This is a genomic window from Chitinophaga sp. CB10 (assembly GCA_001870995.2).
Classification (GTDB): domain Bacteria; phylum Bacteroidota; class Bacteroidia; order Chitinophagales; family Chitinophagaceae; genus Chitinophaga.
Genome location: MLAV02000006.1, coordinates 1 through 21,562 on the forward strand (window position 1 = coordinate 1; position 21,562 = coordinate 21,562).

General features: G+C 49.8%; 18 protein-coding genes. 14 read left to right on the forward strand and 4 right to left on the reverse strand.

Features of this window, described 5'->3' with window-relative positions; translation table 11 throughout:
* Positions 1-306: 306 nt before the first annotated feature.
* Genes BOC67_RS10180 through BOC67_RS10190 form a run of 3 tightly spaced genes read right to left on the reverse strand, consistent with a single transcriptional unit; the run spans position 307 to position 2,841 of the window.
* On the reverse strand, positions 307-711 hold the full coding sequence (locus BOC67_RS10180; protein WP_291909980.1) for a very short patch repair endonuclease: 405 nt from the start codon (positions 709-711) through the stop codon (positions 307-309).
* Positions 712-713: 2 nt separating this feature from the next.
* Entirely contained in the window at positions 714-1,673 is a 960-nt protein-coding gene (locus BOC67_RS10185; protein WP_291909982.1) for a DUF4928 family protein, read from the reverse strand.
* Complete coding sequence (locus BOC67_RS10190) at positions 1,663-2,841, reverse strand: DNA cytosine methyltransferase (protein WP_291909983.1); 1,179 nt, start codon at positions 2,839-2,841, stop codon at positions 1,663-1,665. The genes BOC67_RS10185 and BOC67_RS10190 overlap by 11 nt, the downstream gene beginning before the upstream one ends.
* A 295-nt stretch (positions 2,842-3,136) precedes the next feature.
* Between BOC67_RS10190 and BOC67_RS10195 the strand changes: the two genes are divergently transcribed.
* Positions 3,137-3,925 carry a DUF1080 domain-containing protein gene (locus BOC67_RS10195; protein ID WP_291909984.1) on the forward strand — a complete coding sequence of 263 codons (789 nt, stop codon included), beginning with the start codon at positions 3,137-3,139 and terminating at the stop codon, positions 3,923-3,925.
* A gap of 162 nt (positions 3,926-4,087) precedes the next feature.
* On the opposite strand, the gene BOC67_RS10200 is transcribed toward BOC67_RS10195, so the two are convergent.
* On the reverse strand, positions 4,088-4,495 hold the full coding sequence (locus tag BOC67_RS10200; protein WP_291909986.1) for a helix-turn-helix domain-containing protein: 408 nt from the start codon (positions 4,493-4,495) through the stop codon (positions 4,088-4,090).
* Positions 4,496-4,587: 92 nt separating this feature from the next.
* Here BOC67_RS10200 and BOC67_RS10205 point away from each other — a divergent pair, with 92 nt between their 5' ends.
* From BOC67_RS10205 to BOC67_RS10265, 13 genes are all read left to right on the forward strand, one after another.
* Positions 4,588-4,866 (forward strand): nuclear transport factor 2 family protein, encoded by a 279-nt coding sequence (locus BOC67_RS10205; RefSeq protein WP_291909987.1) that lies wholly within the window; start codon positions 4,588-4,590, stop codon positions 4,864-4,866.
* Between the two features lie 380 nt (positions 4,867-5,246).
* Positions 5,247-5,522: a helix-turn-helix transcriptional regulator gene (locus BOC67_RS10210; RefSeq protein WP_291909988.1), complete on the forward strand. Its 276-nt coding sequence runs from the start codon at positions 5,247-5,249 to the stop codon at positions 5,520-5,522.
* 78 nt (positions 5,523-5,600) lie between these two features.
* Entirely contained in the window at positions 5,601-6,059 is a 459-nt protein-coding gene (locus BOC67_RS10215) for an MFS transporter (RefSeq protein ID WP_291909990.1), read from the forward strand.
* Between the two features lie 72 nt (positions 6,060-6,131).
* Positions 6,132-6,788 carry an MFS transporter gene (locus BOC67_RS10220; protein ID WP_291909992.1) on the forward strand — a complete coding sequence of 219 codons (657 nt, stop codon included), beginning with the start codon at positions 6,132-6,134 and terminating at the stop codon, positions 6,786-6,788.
* Positions 6,789-7,000: 212 nt separating this feature from the next.
* Positions 7,001-7,453: a (2Fe-2S)-binding protein gene (locus BOC67_RS10225; protein ID WP_291909995.1), complete on the forward strand. Its 453-nt coding sequence runs from the start codon at positions 7,001-7,003 to the stop codon at positions 7,451-7,453.
* A gap of 29 nt (positions 7,454-7,482) precedes the next feature.
* Positions 7,483-9,774: a molybdopterin cofactor-binding domain-containing protein gene (locus BOC67_RS10230; RefSeq protein ID WP_291909997.1), complete on the forward strand. Its 2,292-nt coding sequence runs from the start codon at positions 7,483-7,485 to the stop codon at positions 9,772-9,774.
* Positions 9,775-10,067: 293 nt separating this feature from the next.
* A complete protein-coding gene (locus BOC67_RS10235; RefSeq protein ID WP_291909999.1) occupies positions 10,068-10,670 on the forward strand; it encodes an RNA polymerase sigma factor in 603 nt (200 codons plus the stop codon).
* A 58-nt stretch (positions 10,671-10,728) separates the two neighbouring features.
* Complete coding sequence (locus tag BOC67_RS10240; RefSeq protein WP_291910000.1) at positions 10,729-11,928, forward strand: FecR family protein; 1,200 nt, start codon at positions 10,729-10,731, stop codon at positions 11,926-11,928.
* A gap of 258 nt (positions 11,929-12,186) precedes the next feature.
* On the forward strand, positions 12,187-15,774 hold the full coding sequence (locus BOC67_RS10245) for a SusC/RagA family TonB-linked outer membrane protein (protein WP_291910001.1): 3,588 nt from the start codon (positions 12,187-12,189) through the stop codon (positions 15,772-15,774).
* A gap of 9 nt (positions 15,775-15,783) precedes the next feature.
* On the forward strand, positions 15,784-17,205 hold the full coding sequence (locus BOC67_RS10250) for a RagB/SusD family nutrient uptake outer membrane protein (protein WP_291910003.1): 1,422 nt from the start codon (positions 15,784-15,786) through the stop codon (positions 17,203-17,205).
* Between the two features lie 26 nt (positions 17,206-17,231).
* The gene (locus BOC67_RS10255; RefSeq protein ID WP_291910004.1) at positions 17,232-18,152 is read left to right on the forward strand and encodes a hypothetical protein; all 921 of its coding nucleotides are present in this window, start codon (positions 17,232-17,234) and stop codon (positions 18,150-18,152) included.
* 148 nt (positions 18,153-18,300) lie between these two features.
* Positions 18,301-19,230: an ABC transporter ATP-binding protein gene (locus BOC67_RS10260; RefSeq protein WP_291910005.1), complete on the forward strand. Its 930-nt coding sequence runs from the start codon at positions 18,301-18,303 to the stop codon at positions 19,228-19,230.
* Between the two features lie 21 nt (positions 19,231-19,251).
* Positions 19,252-21,555, forward strand: a complete 2,304-nt coding sequence (locus tag BOC67_RS10265; RefSeq protein WP_291910006.1) for a Gldg family protein — start codon at positions 19,252-19,254, stop codon at positions 21,553-21,555.
* The last annotated feature ends 7 nt before the right edge of the window (positions 21,556-21,562 follow it).

A 21,562-nucleotide genomic window follows, 5' to 3' on the forward strand; every position in this document is an offset into this window, starting at 1 on the left:
TTCATGGTCAAGATTAAAGTTAATGAATCAATTCATAACTCTAATTCTTATGGCCGAAGTTCGGGGAAGTCTACAGCTACTTTCCGTAAGGAACTTCCCGTTATTGCAGAAAATGATTTAAAGAAGGAAGTGCCTCAAAAACAACTAGGTTTATGGTAATTGTACCACTTGGTCTCGGAAGAAGAGTATTTTTATCAATAAAGTAGTTAGGAGCATATAAAAGCCGCTTAAATATAGCATTTAAGCGGCTTTTTTGCTTTAATAAATTGTAACTGTCAGAGTAGGATGCGTTTTTGCATATTCTTTTTATGCTGGAATTAATGGTGTGAGTTTCTGAATGGCTGTGCCATTTTTAATTTCACATTCCCAGACCCTAATGACAATCCAGCTTCGAGTCATCAGATACTCATTTACCACTTTATCACGAGCGATATTGCGTTCACGTTTTTTTATCCAGTATTCTTTGTTTTGTGAGGGGCGTGTATTACGGCAGTCGTGCCCATGCCAAAAACAGCCATCCGTAAAGACCGCCGCCTTTAATGCAGGAAATGCAAAGTCCGGCTTTCCAAAAAGATTATATTTTCTCCTCCAGCCTTTTATGCCTACTGATTTGAATAGCTGTATTAATTTTAATTCGGTTGATGCATTACCAAAAGATTTGACTTTTCTCATCACCTCGCTGCGCTGCCTCTTGTGAAATACATCTGCCATATTTACTGGTTTAAATTTGAAGGAAGCTCTATCATTAAGGATTTATCAATCTCGACTTTATCTACGCGGTTATTATAAGTTTTTACTAGACTTACAATACTTTGTTTTAATTGGTCGCTTGAGAATGTGCTTAACTCTTCAATGTTCTGAGAAATAAACGATTCTAATGATTCGACAGCAATTTGTCCTTCACAAAGTTGCTCTCCTAATTCCCTTGCTGCCGCAAGCTTTGAGTCTGGTACAAGTAAGAATGGTTTAAAGCCTTGATTTATGTTTTGCTGACATTTTTCAAATACAGCAAGCATTGGTGCGACAGTAACGTGAAAAACAGTGTTGTTTATACAAAAATCGCCTAACCTATGAGTAGGTGCATCTGCTGCGCTCGTAGGCTCGTTTGAAATTTCTATGTCAGGAAAACGAAGCTGCAGCTTAGCGCCGACGAGGTGCTGCGCCACAGGGCCGCCTTTATTTTCAATTTGAGATGCTTTTATCAGTTGATGGATGATTTGCCAGGTCGAATGTTTGGCGTCAAACACGAGCTTGAGTTTTTGGCGGTTATGATAATCCCTTACTCTGTCCACTAGATACGCTTGAAATGAAGTCAGTATTTCATTGCGGTCAGTTTCTGGTAAATTTTCCAGCCCCATTGTAGTTAATGCCTGGAGAAGTGGTCCAACTTCAGCCAACACGCCACGATTAGTCCGACCACCCTCGCGTGCAAATGGGCGATTCTCATTAAAGCTTCTAAGGATGGCAGATACGGCGTTGCCACCAGCTCCTTTAATTTGTGCGCCCCCGGCCGCAAGGTGAGAACGCAATTCTAAATCGTAACTTCTTTTTAAACGATCCAACAAAACTAAGCTAGCTGCAATAGTGCCAATTGCGGGACCTCCATTTGCTTTTACTAATTTTAGGGAAGCGTACCAGTTTTCAAAAATAGTGAATGGTTGATTAGCTTGCATTGAGTACTAGATTTTCCGCGTTTTCTTTTAGTTTTATCAGCAGGGGGTTAAGGTAGTTTTCGGCGATCCAGGTTACAACAGGGACACAAACAGCATCTCCAAAACCAAATAAATCTCGATTAATGTTACCAGTTATTGTGTAATTGTCGGCGCCCATTAATCTGGCGCATTCTCTTGGTGATACAAGGCGAACGGAAATTTTGTTTTTCCCGGCTCTAATTAGAATTTGTCGAGCACTACCACCCTTAGGAGTTCTCAGGCAGCCGGCGATTCCATCTGAACGTACTTCAGCCATGGAATTTCCTTCCCTAATCCGACGGAAAGCAGTAAAATAGGTATAATCCTTACCCTTCTTAGCTTCCTCAAGTAGAACGCGATGGCGATCAAACGTCTGGTTAAGTAAATATTCTACTCGCTCCTCACTCCACCATTCTTTTGCTGTATCTGGAAGGTCTTCAATGATGTCCAAAAGCTGTATTTTCCGTTTTGGCAATGCCGGAAGTGACTTAATGTTCCAATTGATTTCTGGATGGTCACATATGAAGTTAGCTAACTTAGTTGGGCGAATCTCGCTTTCATAAAAAGATAATTGTCTTTCTTCAACAACGGTGTCATTTTGCTCAAGCTTCCCGACAATAAACAGCCTAACGCGACTTTGAGGAACAAAATGCGATGCGTCAATAACAAACGCATCAACGGCATATCCTAACTTATTCAGGGCAGTCAATGCGCTGTGAAAATCTTTTCCATTATGCGAGGTTAGGAAACCAATAACATTCTCCAACAAAATCACTGAAGGCTTATTTTCTTGCATTTCCTCCAGAATTCTTACAAACCCCCAAAATGCTGATGATTGCTTACCAGAAAGCCCTTCTCGACGTCCCGCATGAGAAAGGTCAGTACAAGGAAAAGATGCTGTGGCTAAATCAACTTTTGGAATAGATTTGCCTGAAATCTGATGTATATCTCCTAATTGGAAATGGTTTTCTTTATCATTGAAATGTTGCTGATACATGAACTCTTTTGATGGATCGATATCATTTGCATAAGCAATATTCCATCCTGCATTCTCTAGTCCCATTCTCATAAGGCCTATTCCTGCAAAAAATTCAGCAAATACTTTTCCATCACTCTGGATATCTACTATTTTATTTTTTATCGGGGACATGATCAATCAATTTGATATTATAAAATAACATCCTGTATAAGGAGACTATTTTTATAAATTCTATTTGTCAAATATTCAGGCAATAATACTAATTATTTTAGCAATATCCAAAAGAGTATGAGTTGTTATTCATATAATAAAATTTAGTGTTTTTAATTTTACGGAAAATTAGGATGATCCCAGCTATCTAAATTAGCTAAATTTAGGGCCAAATAGGTTGTGTTGTTTTTCCTACCTTTTATTTCCCACCATTTTCCCCTATCTTACCCATCTCATAAAAATCCACATCACCCACATGAAAAACAAACTCACATTCCTCCTCCCGCTACTCTTCTCCCTATCCTGCCAGCAGGCCACACAAGAAACCCACTGGGTCCCCCTCTTCAACGGCAAAGACCTCAACGACTGGATCGTAAAAATCCACCACCACGATGTCGGCGATAACTTCGGCAACACCTTCCGCGTAGAAGACAGCATCATCAAAGTCCGCTACGACCAATATGGCGATTTCAACGACCAGTTCGGCCATCTCTATTATAAAGAACCCTTCTCGCATTATCACCTGAAATTCGAGTACCGCTTCGTAGGCAAATGGTATCCTTCCGCGCCGGAATATACATTACTAAACAGCGGCGTGATGTTTCACTCCCAGGATCCACGCACCATGCCTAAGGAGCAGGACTGGCCCATTTCAGTGGAAATGCAACTACTTGCGGGGCTAGGGGATGGCAATGCCAGGCCCACCGGCAACATGTGCTCTCCCGGAACCAACGTGGTATATCAAGGGAAACTGGACCCGCGGCATTGTATTGAGTCCTCATCCAAAACCTATGACGGTGAGCAATGGGTGAGGGGAGAACTGATTGTACTTGGCGACTCACTCATCACCCATATCATTAATGGCGATACGGTATTGCAGTATTCGCATCCTCAAATTGGCGGCGGTGTAGTAAATAACTATGATCCTAAGTTGAAAATAGACGGAAAGCTGTTGTCGGAAGGGTACATCGCTTTACAAAGCGAAGGGCAGCCGGTGGACTTCAGGAATATTCAAATCCTTGATCTCAGGCCGGCAAAGAAATAGGTTGGGATTATCTTATCATTCCTTAAGCAAAGGCGGTTCTTCAATCGCCTTTGCGTTTAGGCAGGCCTGTAATACTGTACGAATTAAAGTGAAGACCAGCCACTAATCCATACACTCCCTCTCCCCAAAAACTACCAACCATCGCCTTCTCACTAACTACCTCTACTTTATCCTCTTCTTCAATTCCAACCCCAACTCCTTAATAACCGCCGGCTTATCCGTCATAATACGCTTACCCAGCTCTTTCCTCGGGCAATTCTTATTGTACTTCGCACCCCAATCCATTATTTCAATGACGATGGGTAGCAGATCCGCGCCTTTTTGAGTAAGACTATATACAAACTTCGACTTGTTTAAAGGCGAAACTTCTTTTACCAAAATTTTCTCCGATTCTAAAAGGTTCAGTCTGTTGACGAGTATGTTGGTCGCTATCTTTTCTTCAGAGGCCAAAAATTCGCTAAAGGATACCTTACCTCTTAACATGATGTCGCGAATGATCAATAACGACCATTTATCGCCAAAAACCTCCAGAGAACAGCTGATAGGGCAATCCGATCTTTTGTTTTCCATAAAAAAATAAGTTATTGCATTTTGCAATTTCTTTTTATATTTGTTATTGTATTTTGCAATAACAAATTTATCCATTTTGAAACTAACTGATCATGGAAAATCCATTTGAACCAAAAAAGCTATTGGAGGCCTATTACAACGGTTTCTCCAGGAAAGAAAATTGGGAACTTACCTTATCGGACGACTTCCGGTTCATCGGTGGGGATATGACGAACCCAAGCCCTGTAGTAGGGAAGCAGGCCTATATTGAAGTTATCAGGCGCTTTTCACAACGATTTGAAAGTATGCGTGTCCAGCAAATGATTGTGGAAGGGGATAAGGCCAGTGTAATCGGTAATTATGACTTCATCTTTCCAAATGGCGCCAAATAAACGGGAATGTAGCGGAATACTGGACAATTGGCAATGGCAAACTCACCTCTCTGACGATTTTTTTCGACACGCTTACTTTTGCTAATAATATGAAATAGCGTAAGGATTTTACAGTTACTCCAGCTCATACTCACATCATTACATTTGCTATACGATCCAGGTAGCATTGCTCTACTAAGCAATCGCCCCAGGTTACTTCAGCTATATAATCCTGCCAGATCCTCATCTCCAAAACAACCCAACCTCATCAATTTTCAATCTCCCCAACCCACCCCCCCAAAAAAAATCCCCCTCTGTCACCCCATTATCATTTCCCATAGAAACATTTACATCTTTCTATATTTCCCCTATCTTTGCCCCGGAATCAATCTATTCCCCGAATGGACAACAAGAAATTTGAAAAAATATCCCGCGCCCTCAGCGACGCCAGCAGGATCACCATCCTGCAGCAAATCAGGAAAAAGCAGGGATGTTTGTACTGTGCAGAGATAACCGAAATGCTGGACCTTACCCAACCTTCCGTTTCACACCACCTGAAACAACTGGTAGAGGCCGACCTCCTCATACCCGAAAAAGAAGGAAGGAATATCAAATACATCTTAAACCAGGATGTCCTGGCCGACTACATCGCCAGCCTGAACTTCCTGAGAGGCTAATTTTTCTTTAAACACCAGGAAAACAATCTCATCACCCTTATTATATAGATACATTCAAATATTTCAAACTAACATCCCATGAAAAAGTCAATATACGCAATGGCTCTTGGAGCTTTCGGCATTATCACTACAGAATTCGGCGTTATCGGCGTATTGCCCAATCTGGCACAGGTGTTTAAGGTGTCCCTGGAAACGGCGGGCTGGCTCCTTAGTGCGTTTGCGCTGACAGTAGCAGTATCTTCTCCGTTCATAACGGCACTCACGACCAACATCAACCGCAAACTGCTGATGTCATTGGTATTGGCGGTATTTGTTGTATCCAACATCCTCTCGGCATTCGCACCCAACTTCACCGTACTGATGATTGCCCGCGTACTGCCGGCCTTCCTGCACCCGCTCTTCTGGAACATCTCCCTGGCGGCGGCTTTCAAGGAATCAGGCAGCAAGGCAGTATCCATCGTGATGTCCGGCGTAAGCATCGCCACGGTAATGGGCGTACCGATCACCACCTACGCAGCTGAATTCTTCAGCAACTAGCAGGCGTCTTTCTTCCTGGCGAGCTTCGTCAGCCTGATCGCATTCCTCGGGTTGGTATTTTATGTACCATCCATGCCGGCCACCAGGAAGTCGGCAGGGGATAGCCAGCTGTATGTATTAAAAAGCCCGCTGTTATGGTTGAATTTAATTTCCACCATCCTGATGCTCGCCGGAATGTTTTCCAGCTACGGTTACCTGGCCGCCTATATGGAAAAGATCACCCACATGAACGGCACCCAAATCAGCGTCATGCTGCTCCTCTTCGGCGGTATGGGCGTACTGGGCAACTGGCTTACAGGCAAGGCCCTGAGTAAAAACGTCATGCTCACCACCCGCGTATTCTTTACAGCGCTGATCATCGTGCAGATCCTCGCTTATATGTTCGGCGGCCTGTTTGTGCCAATGGTCATCCTGCTTTCCTTATGGGGCGCCATTCATACCGGCGGTTTCCTCATCGGAAACATCCGCACCACCCGCTCTGTTCCGCACAGCGCGCTGGAATTTGTGAACAGCCTGCTCACCTCCTGCTATAATATCGGCATCTCCCTCGGTACCATGCTCGGTGGACTGATCATCGCCAACTTCGGCGTGCACCACGTAGTTTGGATGAGCGTTGGACTGCTGGCAGTCAACCTCGGTCTGAGCTTCGTCACCTTCGGTGAAAAACATCAGCAGCCGGCTCCCGCTACAGAGCTGGAAAAAGAAGCAATGGCGATAATGCATGCATAAAAATGCATACCAACCATAAATAAAGACGCCTGTCGGGATTACCACCCCCGGCAGGCGTTACACCGCTAATCCTGCTCAAGCCCGCACTCCTCCAAACATTTCCCATATCCCTCCCCGTTACCCATGTCGCCACTCCCCACATTTCATTTCTTTTTCTTAACCGAATGCCTTAAATTAAATTTAGATTTGCTCACCTCTGACAATCCAACGCTATGGCTAAATATTCAATTCAGGTAAATGGCAAAAAGCACGAAGTAGACGTGCTGGAAGACATGCCATTGTTATGGGTACTCCGGGATATCATCGGCCTCAAAGGCACTAAATTCGGCTGCGGCAAGGCCCTCTGCGGCGCTTGCACCGTCCACCTGAACGATGATGCCATCCGTTCCTGCAGCTATCCCATCTCCGCAGTTGGCGACGCCAAAATCACCACGATCGAAGGATTGTCCGAAGAGGGAGATCACCCTTTACAACAAGCCTGGGAAAAATTCGTTGTACCGCAATGCGGCTACTGCCAAACCGGCCAGATCATGAACGCGGCAGCCCTGCTGAAAAAGAACGCACACCCTTCCGCACAGGAAATCGAACAGGCCATGCAAGGCAACCTTTGCAGATGCGGTACCTATAACCGCATCAAGGCCGCCATTACAGCAGCAGCCAAATAATTTCTCCATCCTTAACCAGCGTACATTCCATGAAAATATTCGCTCCTTTTCAAAAGAAGAAAGACAGCAACATCAGCACCGAAATTTTCAGCGCTTCCAGGAGGGATTTCCTCAAGGTGGGCGGCCTGCTGACCGGCGGCCTCGTACTGGGCGTCAGCTTTTTTAGCTGTAACGAAAAAGGTAAAAAAATAATAAGCATCGCGCCCAACGTGTACCTGCAAATTGGCTCAGATGGCGTCGTAACCATCGTCGCGCATCGTTCCGAAATGGGGCAGGGCATCCGGACCTCCCTTCCGCTGATCGTGGCGGACGAACTGGGGGCCGACTGGAAAAACGTTCGCATCATCCAGGCGGTAGGGGATGAGAAAAAATACGGCAACCAGAATACCGATGGCTCCTTTTCCATCCGGCAGTTCTATAAACCCATGCGCGAAGCCGGCGCCGTCGCCAGGCTGCTGCTGATAAGGGCCGCAGCCCAACGCTGGCAAGTTCCTGCAGAAGAATGCGACACCGAAAATGGGAAAGTCCTCCATAGAAACTCCGGCAAAAAACTGGATTTCGGAGAACTCGTGGAAGCGGCTAAATCATTACCCGTTCCCGCAATAACCGAAATCAAATTAAAAGACAACAGCCAGTTCAACCTGATAGGTAAGGAAACGCCTATCGTAGACCTGCACGATATCGTTACCGGCAAAGCCGTCTTCGGCATCGATGCCGCCACAGAGGGCATGAAAATCGCCGTCATTAAAAGATGCCCCGTTATCGGCGGCGCAGTAAAATCCTTCGACGACACGAAAGCCCGCGCCATTCCAGGCGTTATCAAAGTAATCGCCATCAAAGGCCCCGGCCTGCCGGCCACGCTGCGCAAACCTCTCAGCGGCGTAGCCGTGATCGCGGATAATACCTGGGCCGCCATCAAAGCCCGCGACCTCCTGGAAGTAGAGTGGGACCTGGGGCCCAACGCCACCTACGATTCCGCCCAACAGATCGAAGAGCTGAAACAGGAGGTAACGAAAAACGGTACCATCCGCAGGAAACGAGGCAACTTCCAGGCGGCAAAAGCCGCTGCCAAAAAAGTAATCGATCATACCTACGTAGCGCCTTATCTCGCCCACGCCACCCTCGAGCCGCCCACAGCCCTCGCCGTGGTGAAAAATGACAGCTGCGAAATCTGGGCCTGCACACAAAATCCGCAGGGAGCGCGGGAAGCGGTAGCGGAAGCGCTGGGTTTCCAGGTCGACAAAGTACGGGTGAATATAACCCTGCTCGGCGGTGCATTCGGCCGCAAATCCAAGCCGGACTTCATCGTCGAAGCGGCCCTGCTGGCAAAGGAATCCGGGTTGCCCGTAAAAGTGCAATGGACCCGCGAAGACGATATTCATTTCGATTATTTCCATGCGCTGAGCGTGCAACGCGTCGTGGCCACGATCGATAATGAAAATAAACTGAGCGGCTGGGAGCATCACATCGCCTATCCCTCCATTTCTGCGACGGAAGATGCAGCCGTACTGCAACCCAGCGATGGGGAACTGGGGCTCGGCGCCACCGACTTCCCATACGATGTGCCTAATATCAACGTCACAACCCACGACGCCAAAGCCCACCTGCGCATAGGCTGGCTGAGGTCAGTACGCAATATCCCGCAGGCCTTCGCCGTCGCTACCATGTTAGACGAAGTAGCGGAAGCCAGGGGAGTGGACCCGGTAGCCAACGCGCTGGAGCTGCTCGGGGAAGACCGTAACATCACCTTCAACGAAGAACTGGTCAAAACTACCTACCAAAACTACGGGGAAGATATCGCCAATTACCCCTGGGAAACCGCCCGCATGAAAGAGGTCATCCGCCGCGTAGCAAAGGAATCCGGCTGGGGGAAGTCCATGCCCAAAGGTTCCGCGCTCGGCTTCGCCGCCCACAGGAGCTTCCTGACCTACGTCGCCTGCGTGGTGGAAGTACAGGTAGACGCCAATAATAAAATCACCATTCCCAATGTGTACTACGCGGTAGATTGCGGCCTGGCAGTGAATGTAGACCGCATCAAATCCCAGTTCGAAGGCGGCGCCCAATTCTCTGCCAGCCTCGCCCTCAAAAGCAGGATCACCGTGAAAAACGGGCAGGTGGAGCAAAACAACTTCGATGGCTACCAGATCATCCGCATGCCGGAATCCCCGGGGCAAATTCATGTGCACATCGTGGAAAGCGCCGCCAAACCAACAGGTATCGGCGAGCCGCCAGTGCCGCCGTTTACGCCGGCGCTTTGCAACGCCATTTACCAGGCCACAGGAAAACGCATCTACACCCTGCCCATCGACCTCGCTACCTGATAAGGTGCAGTTAAACCAAATAAGAAGAGGGGGGAACCCAGCGCAGGGAATCCTGTTAAACATCGTTGCGTCGCACTCTTCAACTGTCAGCTCCCTGTTGGGCAGGATCAGGGAGCCCATGACCCGCCATTGCCTCCCATCCCGTATTAGATAATCTCCATCAATTATTCCCCCTTTCTCTACAATTTTAAATTTTTCCTTCTTAGATTTGTTTTTCATCAATTTTGCCCATACACGCAAAATCTTCCTTTTATACCTGCGTTTGTAACTCCCTGTACACCTAAATATTAAAATTGTCAACCATAGAAGCACACGGGGAATTAGAACTGATCCAATCTTTTCAGCGGGGGGAACGCCTGGCATTACTGGAAGTGTATAACCGCTACCAGAAAGCCTTGTGCTTCTTTGCCGACCAGCTGACCGGCGATACCATGGCCGCTGAAGATATCGTTTCCGAATGCTTCATTAAAGCCTTCCAGCAAAGAGAAAATTTTCCCACCCTGGGTCAGTTGAAATCTTTTTTATACACCGCCGCCAAAAATGCTGCCCTCAATTACCTGAAGGCCGCAAAACGCCACAGTGATATCCATCACGCCCTCGGCGAAGCAGGGGAGCGGTTCTCCGCCGATGTGGAACATGCCTATATCCGCTCGGAAGTCATGCAGCACATCCACCGGGAAATTGAAAAGCTGCCGCCACAATGCCGGCAGGTGGTACGACTCTCCATCCTGGAAGGCCGCTCGGCTTCCGAAATCGCCAGCGAACTTAATATGGCCTACCAGACGGTGCTTAACCAAAAAGCCAAAGGCGTGGCATTGCTGCGCACCGCCATCCTTAAAAACAAGTTACTTTCCCTACCCATGCTTATTGCAGCCCTGTCCATACTGGACCGCTAAAAAAATTTTTAAAACGGACCGGTATATAATGAAGAGATAGTTGTTTTACTAGTATATCATGAGGGAAAAAAGTCATTATATCGCCGAATTGATCGGTAAATACCTGGATAACAGCCTGACCGCTGAAGAACAGCAGGTACTAACGGAATGGACCAACGATTCCGATACCAACCGCGCTCTTTTTGAAGAGATGACGGACGAAAGGCGATTGACAGCACATCTGCAACGACTATACGCTTATGATTCCAACAGGATCATCCAACAGATCAGCCAGGCCGTTCCTGCATTCGCTGAACCGCCGGTGATCCCGGTGCGCTCCTACCGCTCCCTGAAAAAATGGGGCTGGGCGGCCGCAGCAGCGGTGCTCCTGGTGGCAGGCGGCGCTTACTTCTGGTCCGGCCATCAGAAAAATATCAGTCGTGAACTGGCCATGCACCAGGCGGACATCAAGCCCGGTACCTCCGGCGCTGTGCTCACCCTCGCGGACGGCAGCCAGCTTATTCTCGACAGTATGCACAGCGGCGTAATCGCCAGCCAGCAAGGCGCCTCCGTGATACTCGGCTCCGGTGAGCTGATCTATGATCCAACAGCCAGCAAAAACGGCGCACTGGAATTTAATACCATGACTACGCCCAAAGGACGGCAGTTCCAGGTAACCCTGCCCGACGGTACCCGGGCATGGCTCAACGCTGCCAGCTCCATCAGGTACCCTACCACCTTCGCTGCCAACGAAAGAAGAGTGGAGGTCACCGGCGAAGTATTTTTTGAAGTCGCGCAGAATGCCAACAGTCCCTTCTTCGTAGCCGTAGGAGATAAGGCCGCCATTGAAGTACTCGGCACCTCCTTTAACGTAAACGCATACACGAACGAAGCCGCCGTACGTACCACCCTCGCCGAAGGCAGCGTGCGGGTAATGGCCCTGCCCAACGGCAAAACCGCCAGCGTCGTGCTGAAACCCGGTCAACAGGCCGCCGTCGCCAATCAACAGGTCAGCCTCACGCAAAAGGCAGATATGGAAAAGGTAATGGCCTGGAAAAATGGCCTCTTCAACTTCGACGGCGCCAGCCTCGAAGAAGTGATGCGCCAACTGGAACGCTGGTACGATATCGAAGTTGTATATGAAAATGGCATACCGCAGACCCGGTTTATCGGGGAGATGAGCCGGCAAATAGCTTTGGCAGATTTATTAGAGATTTTAAAGAGAACGGAAGTCGACTTTAGAGTGGAAGGACGGAAGCTGATTGTATTGAATAAATAATGTAATAACAGTATAGGAATGTAAAAATAAAAGGCCGGAAATACCGGCTGGGAAGAATATTGCCTGAAAAATTTAACGAAGTAAAAAACCGCCACGGATTCCGGCCGCGACGGTTAAACGACTCAGTTATTTCAAAATGGTCTTTTGCAATTCTCATTTATTAAACAACCAAATCTCATGCAATTTATGCAAAAAAAACGCTATTGGCCCCCTGATTATGCAGGGAAGCGTCGTGGCCTTACCAAAATCTGCCTCGCTATGCGTCTTACCATTATTCTATTAACAATGGCCATCCTGCAGGTTTCAGCCGCAGGACACGCCCAATCCGTTACGTTATCAGGTAAAACTATACCTATCAAACAAGTATTTGCCGCCATCAAACAACAAACGGGCTATGTAGTGTTCAGTAACAGCAACGTCCTCAGTGAATCGGAAACAGTCTCCCTTTCCGCTAAGGATATGGCCTTGGAGGAACTCCTGGACGAAATCCTGAAAGACCTCCCCGTCACCTACCTGATAAAAGACAAAACCATCGTACTCTCCCGCAAACCGGCCGCCACACCGGTAGCCGCGCCGCCCATCAGCATCTCCGGCGTTATCCGCACAAGCGCAGGCGAACTGCTGCCAGGCGTGTCCGTCCGCATCAAAGGCACCAGTAAAGGAACAATCACCTCCAGCGATGGATCGTTTTACTTCACCCACCTGCCGGAAGATGCCGTCCTGCAGATAACCATGCTCGGCTTCGAACCCATGGAGATCGTAGTGCGCCAGTCCGCCGGCGGCTATACCGCCTTCGCCGCCAAAAAGGAACAAAGCAGCTCCCTGCTCGTCACAGACGGGAATAACCTCGTGATGAATATCACCCTCAACCGGAAAGACTATGAAATGAACAACGTAGTAGTAACCGGTTATATGAATGTAAACAAGGATAAATACGTAGGCGCAGTGTACTCCATCCGGGCGGACTCCATCAAGGTCGCCGGGGAAACCACCATCGACCAGATGCTGCAAGGCGTAGTGCCGGGCATGTCCGTAATGGTACAATCCGGCCAGGTAGGCGCTGCTCCTAAAATCCGCATCCGTGGTACCTCCACGCTGCTCGGCAACCAGGAGCCCCTCTGGGTGGTAGATGGCGTGATCCAGCGCGATCCCCTGCCCATCCCCAACGGTAACGGCTCCCTCGCCGGCGACGCAAAAGAACTGCGCCTGCTCGCGTCCAACGCCATCTCCTGGCTGAACCCGAACGATATCGAAACCATCACTGTCCTGAAGGATGCCTCCGCAACAGCGATATATGGCTCCCAGGCAGCCAACGGCGTGATCGTGCTAACCACTAAGAAAGCCCGCCCCGGAACGCTCTCCGTGTCTTACAATAATAACCTTAGTATAGGCCAAAGGCCTGACTATGGCATGTTCGACCTGATGAACTCCCAGGAGTTAATGCAGTTTTCAAAAGAGATGTACGAGGGGCGCGACAGCTATACCAACACCCTGCTGCCCATCGGCTACGCGGCCCTCATCCAGCAGCTGCAATCCAAACAGATTGACTACAATACCTATCTGCAACAATACCGGAAACTGGAACAACAGAATACGGACTGGTTTAAATTACTCTTCCGCAATTCCTTTAACCAGAACCACAGCGTGAGCATCTCCGGCGGCTCTGAAAAAATTACCAACAGAACCTCGCTGAGCATGCAACAGCAGAAAGGGGAAGCCAAAGGCAACGACCTCACTACCTTCTCTGCTTCTTCCAACACCACCCTCCGTTTTGGGAACCGCCTAACGGTGAACTTCCTGCTGAACGGTACTTTCAGGGAAACCAATGGCTTTGCCTACGGCGTAAATCCTTTTGATTACGCGTACAATACTTCCCGCACCATCCCGATGTATAACGACGACGGCACTTTCTTCTACCACGAAAAACTGGGTGAAGGCAGTACCGTCTATCCGAATAAATTCTCCTATCTCTACAACATCCAGAATGAGCTGAACAACACCGGTAATAAAAACACATCTACCACGCTCGCTTCTACGCTGGATGTACGTTATGAAATCGCGAAAGGACTGGAATACCAGGGCTTACTGTCCTATTCATCCGCCACTTCCACCGGCAAGTCCTACGCCACGGAGCTGTCCTACTATATCACCCAGACAAGGGGATATGAATTTGGTACCGTGCTGGCCAACTCCCCGGAGGAACTGGGCAGCCGCCTGCCTTTCGGTGGTATCGCGCAATTTGAGAATGCCAGCAACACCGGCTATACCTTCCGAAACAGCCTGGTATATAACCGCTTCATTGGCCTCAAACACAACATCACCTTACAGGGCGGTATCGAAGCCAGGTCCAGCCTGCTGGAATCCAACAAGGATACCCGCTACGGTTACCTGCGCTACCGCGGGGAAAGCTATGCTCCCGTGCCCTTGCTGCCTGCGCTGATCACCCGTCAGAACGCGGATAACCTGAATGACCTGATGCGCACTAATTCCGGCATCACCAACCAGCGCAGCAACTTCCTGAGCGAATACATTACCGCGGTGTACAGCTACGACTCCCGGTATATCTTCAACTTCAACTCCCGCCTTGATGCGTCCAATCGCTTCGGGCAGGATAAAAATAAACGATTCCAACCTACCTGGTCTGTGGGTGGTAGATGGCGCCTGGCCAATGAGAACTTCATGAGTTCCCAAACCTGGCTGAATGCGTTCGACCTTTCTGCCACCTATGGCTACCAGGGTAATGCGGTGGAAGCGGTTTCCCCTTACCTGATCGCTACAGACGGTGGTTTGAGCAATATCTTCAAACAATATACGCTCAACATTAAGTCCCTGCCTTATCCGGACCTGGGCTGGGAAAAAACAAAGTCCTACAACTTCGGGGTGGACTTATCCTTCTGGAACGGCCGCCTGAACGCTACCGCCAACTACTACGGCAAAGTGAGCGATGTACTGGCTTCCCGCCAGGTGCCGGTGGAAAACGGTATGAGCGCCGCTACCGTATTCGGCTCCCGGATGGAAAATATTGGCTATGACCTCATCATCAGCGTGATGCCGGTAAAAACAAAAGACGTTACCTGGCAGGTATCTGTGAACACGGGTAAAGCAAAAAATAAACTCACGCAGAATGAAAGGACCAATTCAAGAGAAGACTTCCTGAACGGTACCGCCATCGTTAACGGGGAAGCATACTCTACTTTCTATTCCTACTCCTTCGCAGGCCTGAACCATAACAACGGCATACCGATGTTTAATTACATGGACATCAAGCCTACTGCCAACGACCTGGACTTCCTCGTGAAATCAGGGAAGCTCGAGCCGGACTTCACGGGTGGCTTCAATTCCAGCCTGCGTTATAAGAACATCACTTTTTACGCGCAGTTTGCCATGGCGTTTGGCGCTACCAAAAGGGTGCCTTCCTACTATAACGCCAGCGGCGCGCCTACGCCGGAGCAAAATGTGCCGCGCATCCTGAAGGACCGCTGGAAGCAACCGGGCGATGAATTGTACACCAATATCCCGGCCGTGCCGCCAGGTAACCCGCGCTACATCGAAATCAACCTGCCGACATTAAACCCGGGCCTCGGCGTATCTCCATATACGTTATTCAACATGTCTGATTTCATGACGGCCAATGCCGACTTTATCCGCTGCCGTTCCCTCTCGCTCAACTACGAGTTTGACCCGGTATTGCTGAAAAGAGTACGTATCAAACGCCTGAGTACAGCGGTGAGCCTCACGAATCCTTTCCTCCTCACTTTCGATAAAAAATGGAGAGGATACGATCCTGAAACCGCAGGCTGGCCTGCACGCAGAATGGCATCTATTTCTTTTAACATGACACTCTAACAATAGCGCATGAAACTCAAATCATTAATATTAGCTGGTGTTACAGGGCTGCTGACCCTTTCAGGCTGCAGCAAATTCCTGGAAGAAAAATCGCAGAGTGAAGTGATCCCGAAAACAGCGATCGACTACCGCGAGCTGCTGATAGGTTCCGGATATATGAACAATTCCGAACCGATGAACATGGTGTATTTTATGGATGACGACGTGGACCTGTTCATCGAGTACGCAAACGGCCAGGAGTCGCCCGTGGGCCAGTACGACGCCAAATACAATTACCTCACCTATACCTGGCAGCCCAAGCAGGCCGATATGAACGGGGTAGGGGACTACATCAGCGAAGACCCGGCCAATACGCCTTACGCCGGCTATTACAAATGGATCATGGGATGTAATGCCGTCCTGGAAAACATTGATAACGCCATCGGCTCCGATAAGGATAAAGCCCGTGTAAAGGCAGAAGCGCTGGCCGTAAGGGCCTTCTATTACTTCCGCCTGGCAAACCTCTACGGGGAACCGTATAACTACCACCCGCAGTCGCTTTGCGTGCCGCTGAAACTCAATTCCGGCATGACGGACAAGCCCCTGAACCAAAACACGGTGCAGGAAGTGTACGACCAGGTAGTGAGCGACCTGAAGCTGGCCGCCAGCCTCATGGATCCGCTGCCCATCGTCCGCAAGGATTATCATATCAATCAGCCGGCCATCCATATCCTGCTGTCCAGGGTGTACCTCTACATGGAAAAATATAACGAAGCCGTGGAAGAAGCCAACAAGGTATTTGACCAGGGCGGCGTACTGGCTGACCTGACTGCCATGGAGGCCAGCGCCTGGCTTACCTACGCCAACCCGGAAGTAGAGTGGTTGTTTGGCGGTAACACGCAGCCGAACCAATCTACCTACGTACCTGCTCCCGCGTTCAGGGCCAGCTTCGACCCGGCCGATGTGCGGATTACCAAAGGCATCCAGGTGCAGCCTGCGACCTTCACCCCGCTGGTGATCAAACTGCCTACCGGCGCTGACCTCGGGCAAACGCTGCGTACCCCGGAAGCGCTGCTCAACAGGGCGGAAGCCTATGTGCAGCTGGGCAAATTATCCGAAGCTGTGGCGGATTTAAATAACCTGCGCCGCAAGCGCATCCCCGGCTATACGGATATAGCAGTTTCCGATAAAGCCACGCTGCTGCTGGCAGTGCGGGAAGAGCGCCGCAAGGAATTCTGCTTTGAAAACTTCCGCTGGTTCGACCTTCGCCGCTACGGTATGCCAAGCATCACGCACCGTTACCAGCATGAGCTGGGCGAGCCTATCCTGCAATACAAGCTGGCGGAAAAGGACCCGGCCTACACGCTGCCTTTCGCTACCAGCTTGCTGACGAGGAACCCGGCATTGAAACAAAATCCTTCAGGCATGGCGCCGGACAGGATCGGACAATAATATCTCACAACCCAATCAATCATAAAATGAAACATAGATTAATTATCGGTTGTATCTGCAGTGTACTGTTTTTTGCCTGTAAGAAAGACGAAAAGATAGGCCCTCCGGCACCCGTCGCACATGACTACCAGCTGCCCCAGGGCAATGCCTCCGCGGCCGCCAACGACAGGATTCAGCAACTCTACGATACCTACGGGTCCTACTTCCTGTATGTATTTACCCAGAAGGATTTCGTGTGGGTGCCTTCCACCGGCGGCGCCTTCTCCAAGATAGATACCGCCGTACTGGGCAAACCGGAATACGTGATGGATATGCTCAACTTCCTCGATGACATCTGGCTGAAATTCCTGCCGGACTCCTTCAAAAAAGCACAGGGCATCCCTTACCGCGTGCTGCTGGCAGATACCATTAAAACGTATAGGGGTCCGGGTTACCCTCCCGGAATGGAGTACCTGTACTCCGATTACAAGGTGATCGATAAAGCCATCTGCTTTGCCGGCATGAACGACTCCCTGCGGAAAATGACGCCGGCCGATAAGGTGAAACGTAAGAATATATTCACCGGCGCTATCTGGAACTATTACCTGCAAAACAAGATCATCGAAATACCGGCTGCGTTTTACAAGCTGACGGATTACGTGACTACGCCTGCAACGCCGAATACGCCCGCCAATTTGGAAGCCTTCCGGCAAAGGGGTTTTCTCCCGGCCAGTTACAGTACCTTCAACGGCGCTGCGCAGGAGTGGTACTATGGAACGTTTTCCTGGGGTACGGCGCAGTCTTCAGACGCGGGCGCTTATCTTTTCCACCTGACAACCAGAACGGATGCACAAATGGAACCGTTCCTGAAGTATCCGCTTATCAAACAGAAATTCGATTTTTTGGTAACCTACTTTAAGTCCAAATACAACATTGACGTTCGCGCTATCGCGAATGCGACCTATTGATCCTGACTATCCTTTTCACCCGGGGGCGTAAAGTCCCCGGGATTGAAAAAGCAGGTCGCCGCCTTTATTCCCTGCATCTTAAAACACACCAGCATCGTGTAGGCCACGCCTATGCCTGCTATATTATTGAATAAACAATCCGTAATGAATGGAAAACACCATCGTAAAAGTTGAAAACTTATCTCACCGCTACGCAGCGCAATGGGCGGTAAGAGATATAAATTTTGAGATCAACGGTCAGGGCGTTGTTGGCCTGCTTGGATCTAACGGAGCCGGTAAGTCCACGACCATGAACATCATTTGTGGCGTATTAAAACAAACCAAAGGCGAAGTGTATATCGCCGGTGTTAACCTGAAAGATAATCCGGTGGAGGCCAAAAAGAATATAGGCTTTATGCCGCAGAAACTGCCGCTGCATTACGACTTCACCGTAGAAGAATACCTCACCTACTGTGCGGACCTCCGCATGGTAGAAAAATCCCGCGTGAAAAAAGCCGTTGCGGATGCGCTGGAACGCTGTGGCGTAGCGCACTTCAGGGACCGCCTCCTGCGCAACCTCTCCGGCGGTTACCAGCAGCGGGTAGGCATCGCGCAAGCCATTGTACACGACCCGAAATTTGTGGTGCTGGATGAACCTACCAACGGCCTGGATCCTAACCAGATCGTGGAAGTCCGCAACCTCATCAAACAGATATCCGCTGACCGCGCCGTACTACTGTCTACCCACATCCTCACGGAAGTACAGGCCACCTGCCGGGAAATTAAAATGATCGAAGAAGGCCAGATGGTATTTTCCGGATCGCTGGAAATGTTTAACAACTACATAGAGCCGAATACGCTGGTGATTACGCTGGACTCCCCGCCGCTATCCGAAGCGCTGATGGCGCTGGAAGGCGTGAAATCCGTGGAGCAGCTCACCCCATACCGGTTCCGCCTGGGATACGACGGGGAAAAGAAAACCGCGCAGCGCGTGGCCGCCGAAAGCGTAAATAATGAATGGGGACTGATGGAACTCATTGTGGAAAAGAGTTCCCTGGATGCGGTATTCGCCAGGTTATCCAAGAAAACCAACAAATAAAAACCTGATAAAAGATATTTCATGAGACGTGTTTATAAAATCGCCAAGGCTGAATTATTTACCCTCTTCTATTCGCCCATAGCCTGGATGATCCTCGTTGTATTTGCATTCCAGACCGGGATGGTGTTTGCCGGACTGCTGAAAGAAGTGCTGCATGCGCAGAACATCGGCTTCGGCAACTCCTTCATCACTGCCAACTTATTTGCCGGCCAGCTGGGGCTCCTCTCCGCCGTCCAAAAATACCTCTACCTCTATATGCCGTTGCTTACCATGGGGCTCATGAGCCGGGAGTTCAGCAGTGGTTCCATCAAACTGTTGTATTCCTCCCCGGTTACCTCCTCGCAAATCATCCGGGGCAAGTTCCTGGCCATGATGATCTACAGCGGGTTGCTGCTGGCCATCCTCCTGGTGTATGTCATCATCGGGATGATCTACGTAAAGCATTTTGACCTGCCATCCGTACTCTCCGGGTTGCTGGCCATCTACCTGCTGATGTGCGCGTATTCCGCTATCGGCCTATTCATGTCGTCCCTGACTTCCTACCAGGTAGTAGCCGCGCTTGGTACGCTCGTGCTGCTGGCGGCGCTGGGCTATATGAGCCAGGTATGGCAGGATATCAGCTTCGTTAGGGATATCACCTACTGGCTGTCCATCTCCAACCGTTGTAATGAAATGATCCTGGGCCTCATCTGCAGCGAGGATGTACTCTACTTTGTGATCGTAACGGCCATGTTCCTCATGCTCAGCGTCCAGAAGCTGCAGGCAAACCGCACGCATCAACGCTTTGCCATGGTATGGGGCAAATACGCCCTCGTGGTAGTTGCTGCCATGATGCTGGGCTACGCTACATCCAGGCCTATGCTGATGGCGTATTACGACGCTTCCGAAACGAAAAGGAACACCCTCACGCCCAAGAGCCAGGAAATCATGCACAAGCTCACCGGCGGCCTTACCATCACCACTTATGTGAACCTGCTGGACCGCGAATATTACAACGGCATCCCCAGCCAGGTCAATGAAGATAAGGAACGGCTGAAGCAGTACATCCGCTTCAAACCGGAAACCAAAATGAAATACGTGTACTATTACGATAAACCCAGCAATAACCCACGGCTCGATTTCGTGTACAAAGGCAAGAGCCTGGAAGAAATGGCCCGCAAGGAGGCAGAGCTCCGGGAGCTGGATTTCGATATGTTCCTCTCCCCGGCACAAATCAAAAAACAGATCGACCTGACGGACGAAGGCAATACTTTCGTACGCCTGGTGGAAAGAGAGAACGGCCAAAAAGCCTGGCTGAGGATTTATGACGATATGTTCAAATTCCCGACGGAAGCGGAAGTAACGGCCATGTTTAAACGAATGGTGATGAAGCTGCCTAGGATCGGCTTCCTCGGTGGGCAGGGAGAGCGAGCCATCGAAGGCGACCGCATCAGGGATTACACCCTCTTCTCCTCCGTGAAAACGTTCCGTTACGCGCTCACCAACCAGGGCTGCGACGTGGAAACGCTGGACCTTTCCGGCGATAAGGAAATCCCCAAGGGCGTGGACCTGATCGTGATTGCCGATATGAAAGAAGCCATGGACTCCACCGTGAAAAGAAAGATCGACGCTTACATCGCTGCCGGCGGCAACCTCTTCGTAACGCTGAAGCCGGGTTCCAAAGCCATGGAAGATTTCATCGCTCAGTTTGGCGTAAAAACCATACCGGGCCAGCTGGTGCAGCCTAAGCTGGATGTGCCTTCCAACGTAGTGATGTGCGTGGCCACGCCGCAGGCGGAAAAGCTCCAGGAAACCTTTGCCAACATGACGGAGCGCCACCAGTATGTAGGTATGGTGAAAGCCGCAGGGCTCGTAATGGCCGAAGATAAAGGCTTCAAAGCCACGCCCGTGCTGCAAACCGTTGATTCCATGCAAACCTGGAATGAAGTGCAGACCATCGACTACGTCAACGACTCTGCCACCATTGACGCCACTGCCGGCGAACGGGTAGATACCTTTGTAACCGCCATGGCGCTTACCCGCAAAGTGGGCAATAAGGAACAGCGCATCATGGTGCTGGGCGATGCGGACTGCATCAGCAACGGCGGTATGACGCCGCCAATCAGGAGATACGGCGCCGCCAACTTCTCCGTTATCCCCGGTACCTTCGGCTGGCTGTCCTACGGCACCGTGCCCGTGGATGTGAGCCGCCCGCGCTCTTCAGATAACGAAACCACCCTCTCCAAAACCAGCCTGAAAGTAGTGAAAGCCGGCATCATGTACGTGATCCCGGGGCTCCTGCTGATAGGCAGCACCATTTTACTCATCAGAAGAAAAAGAAAATAAATTGTAA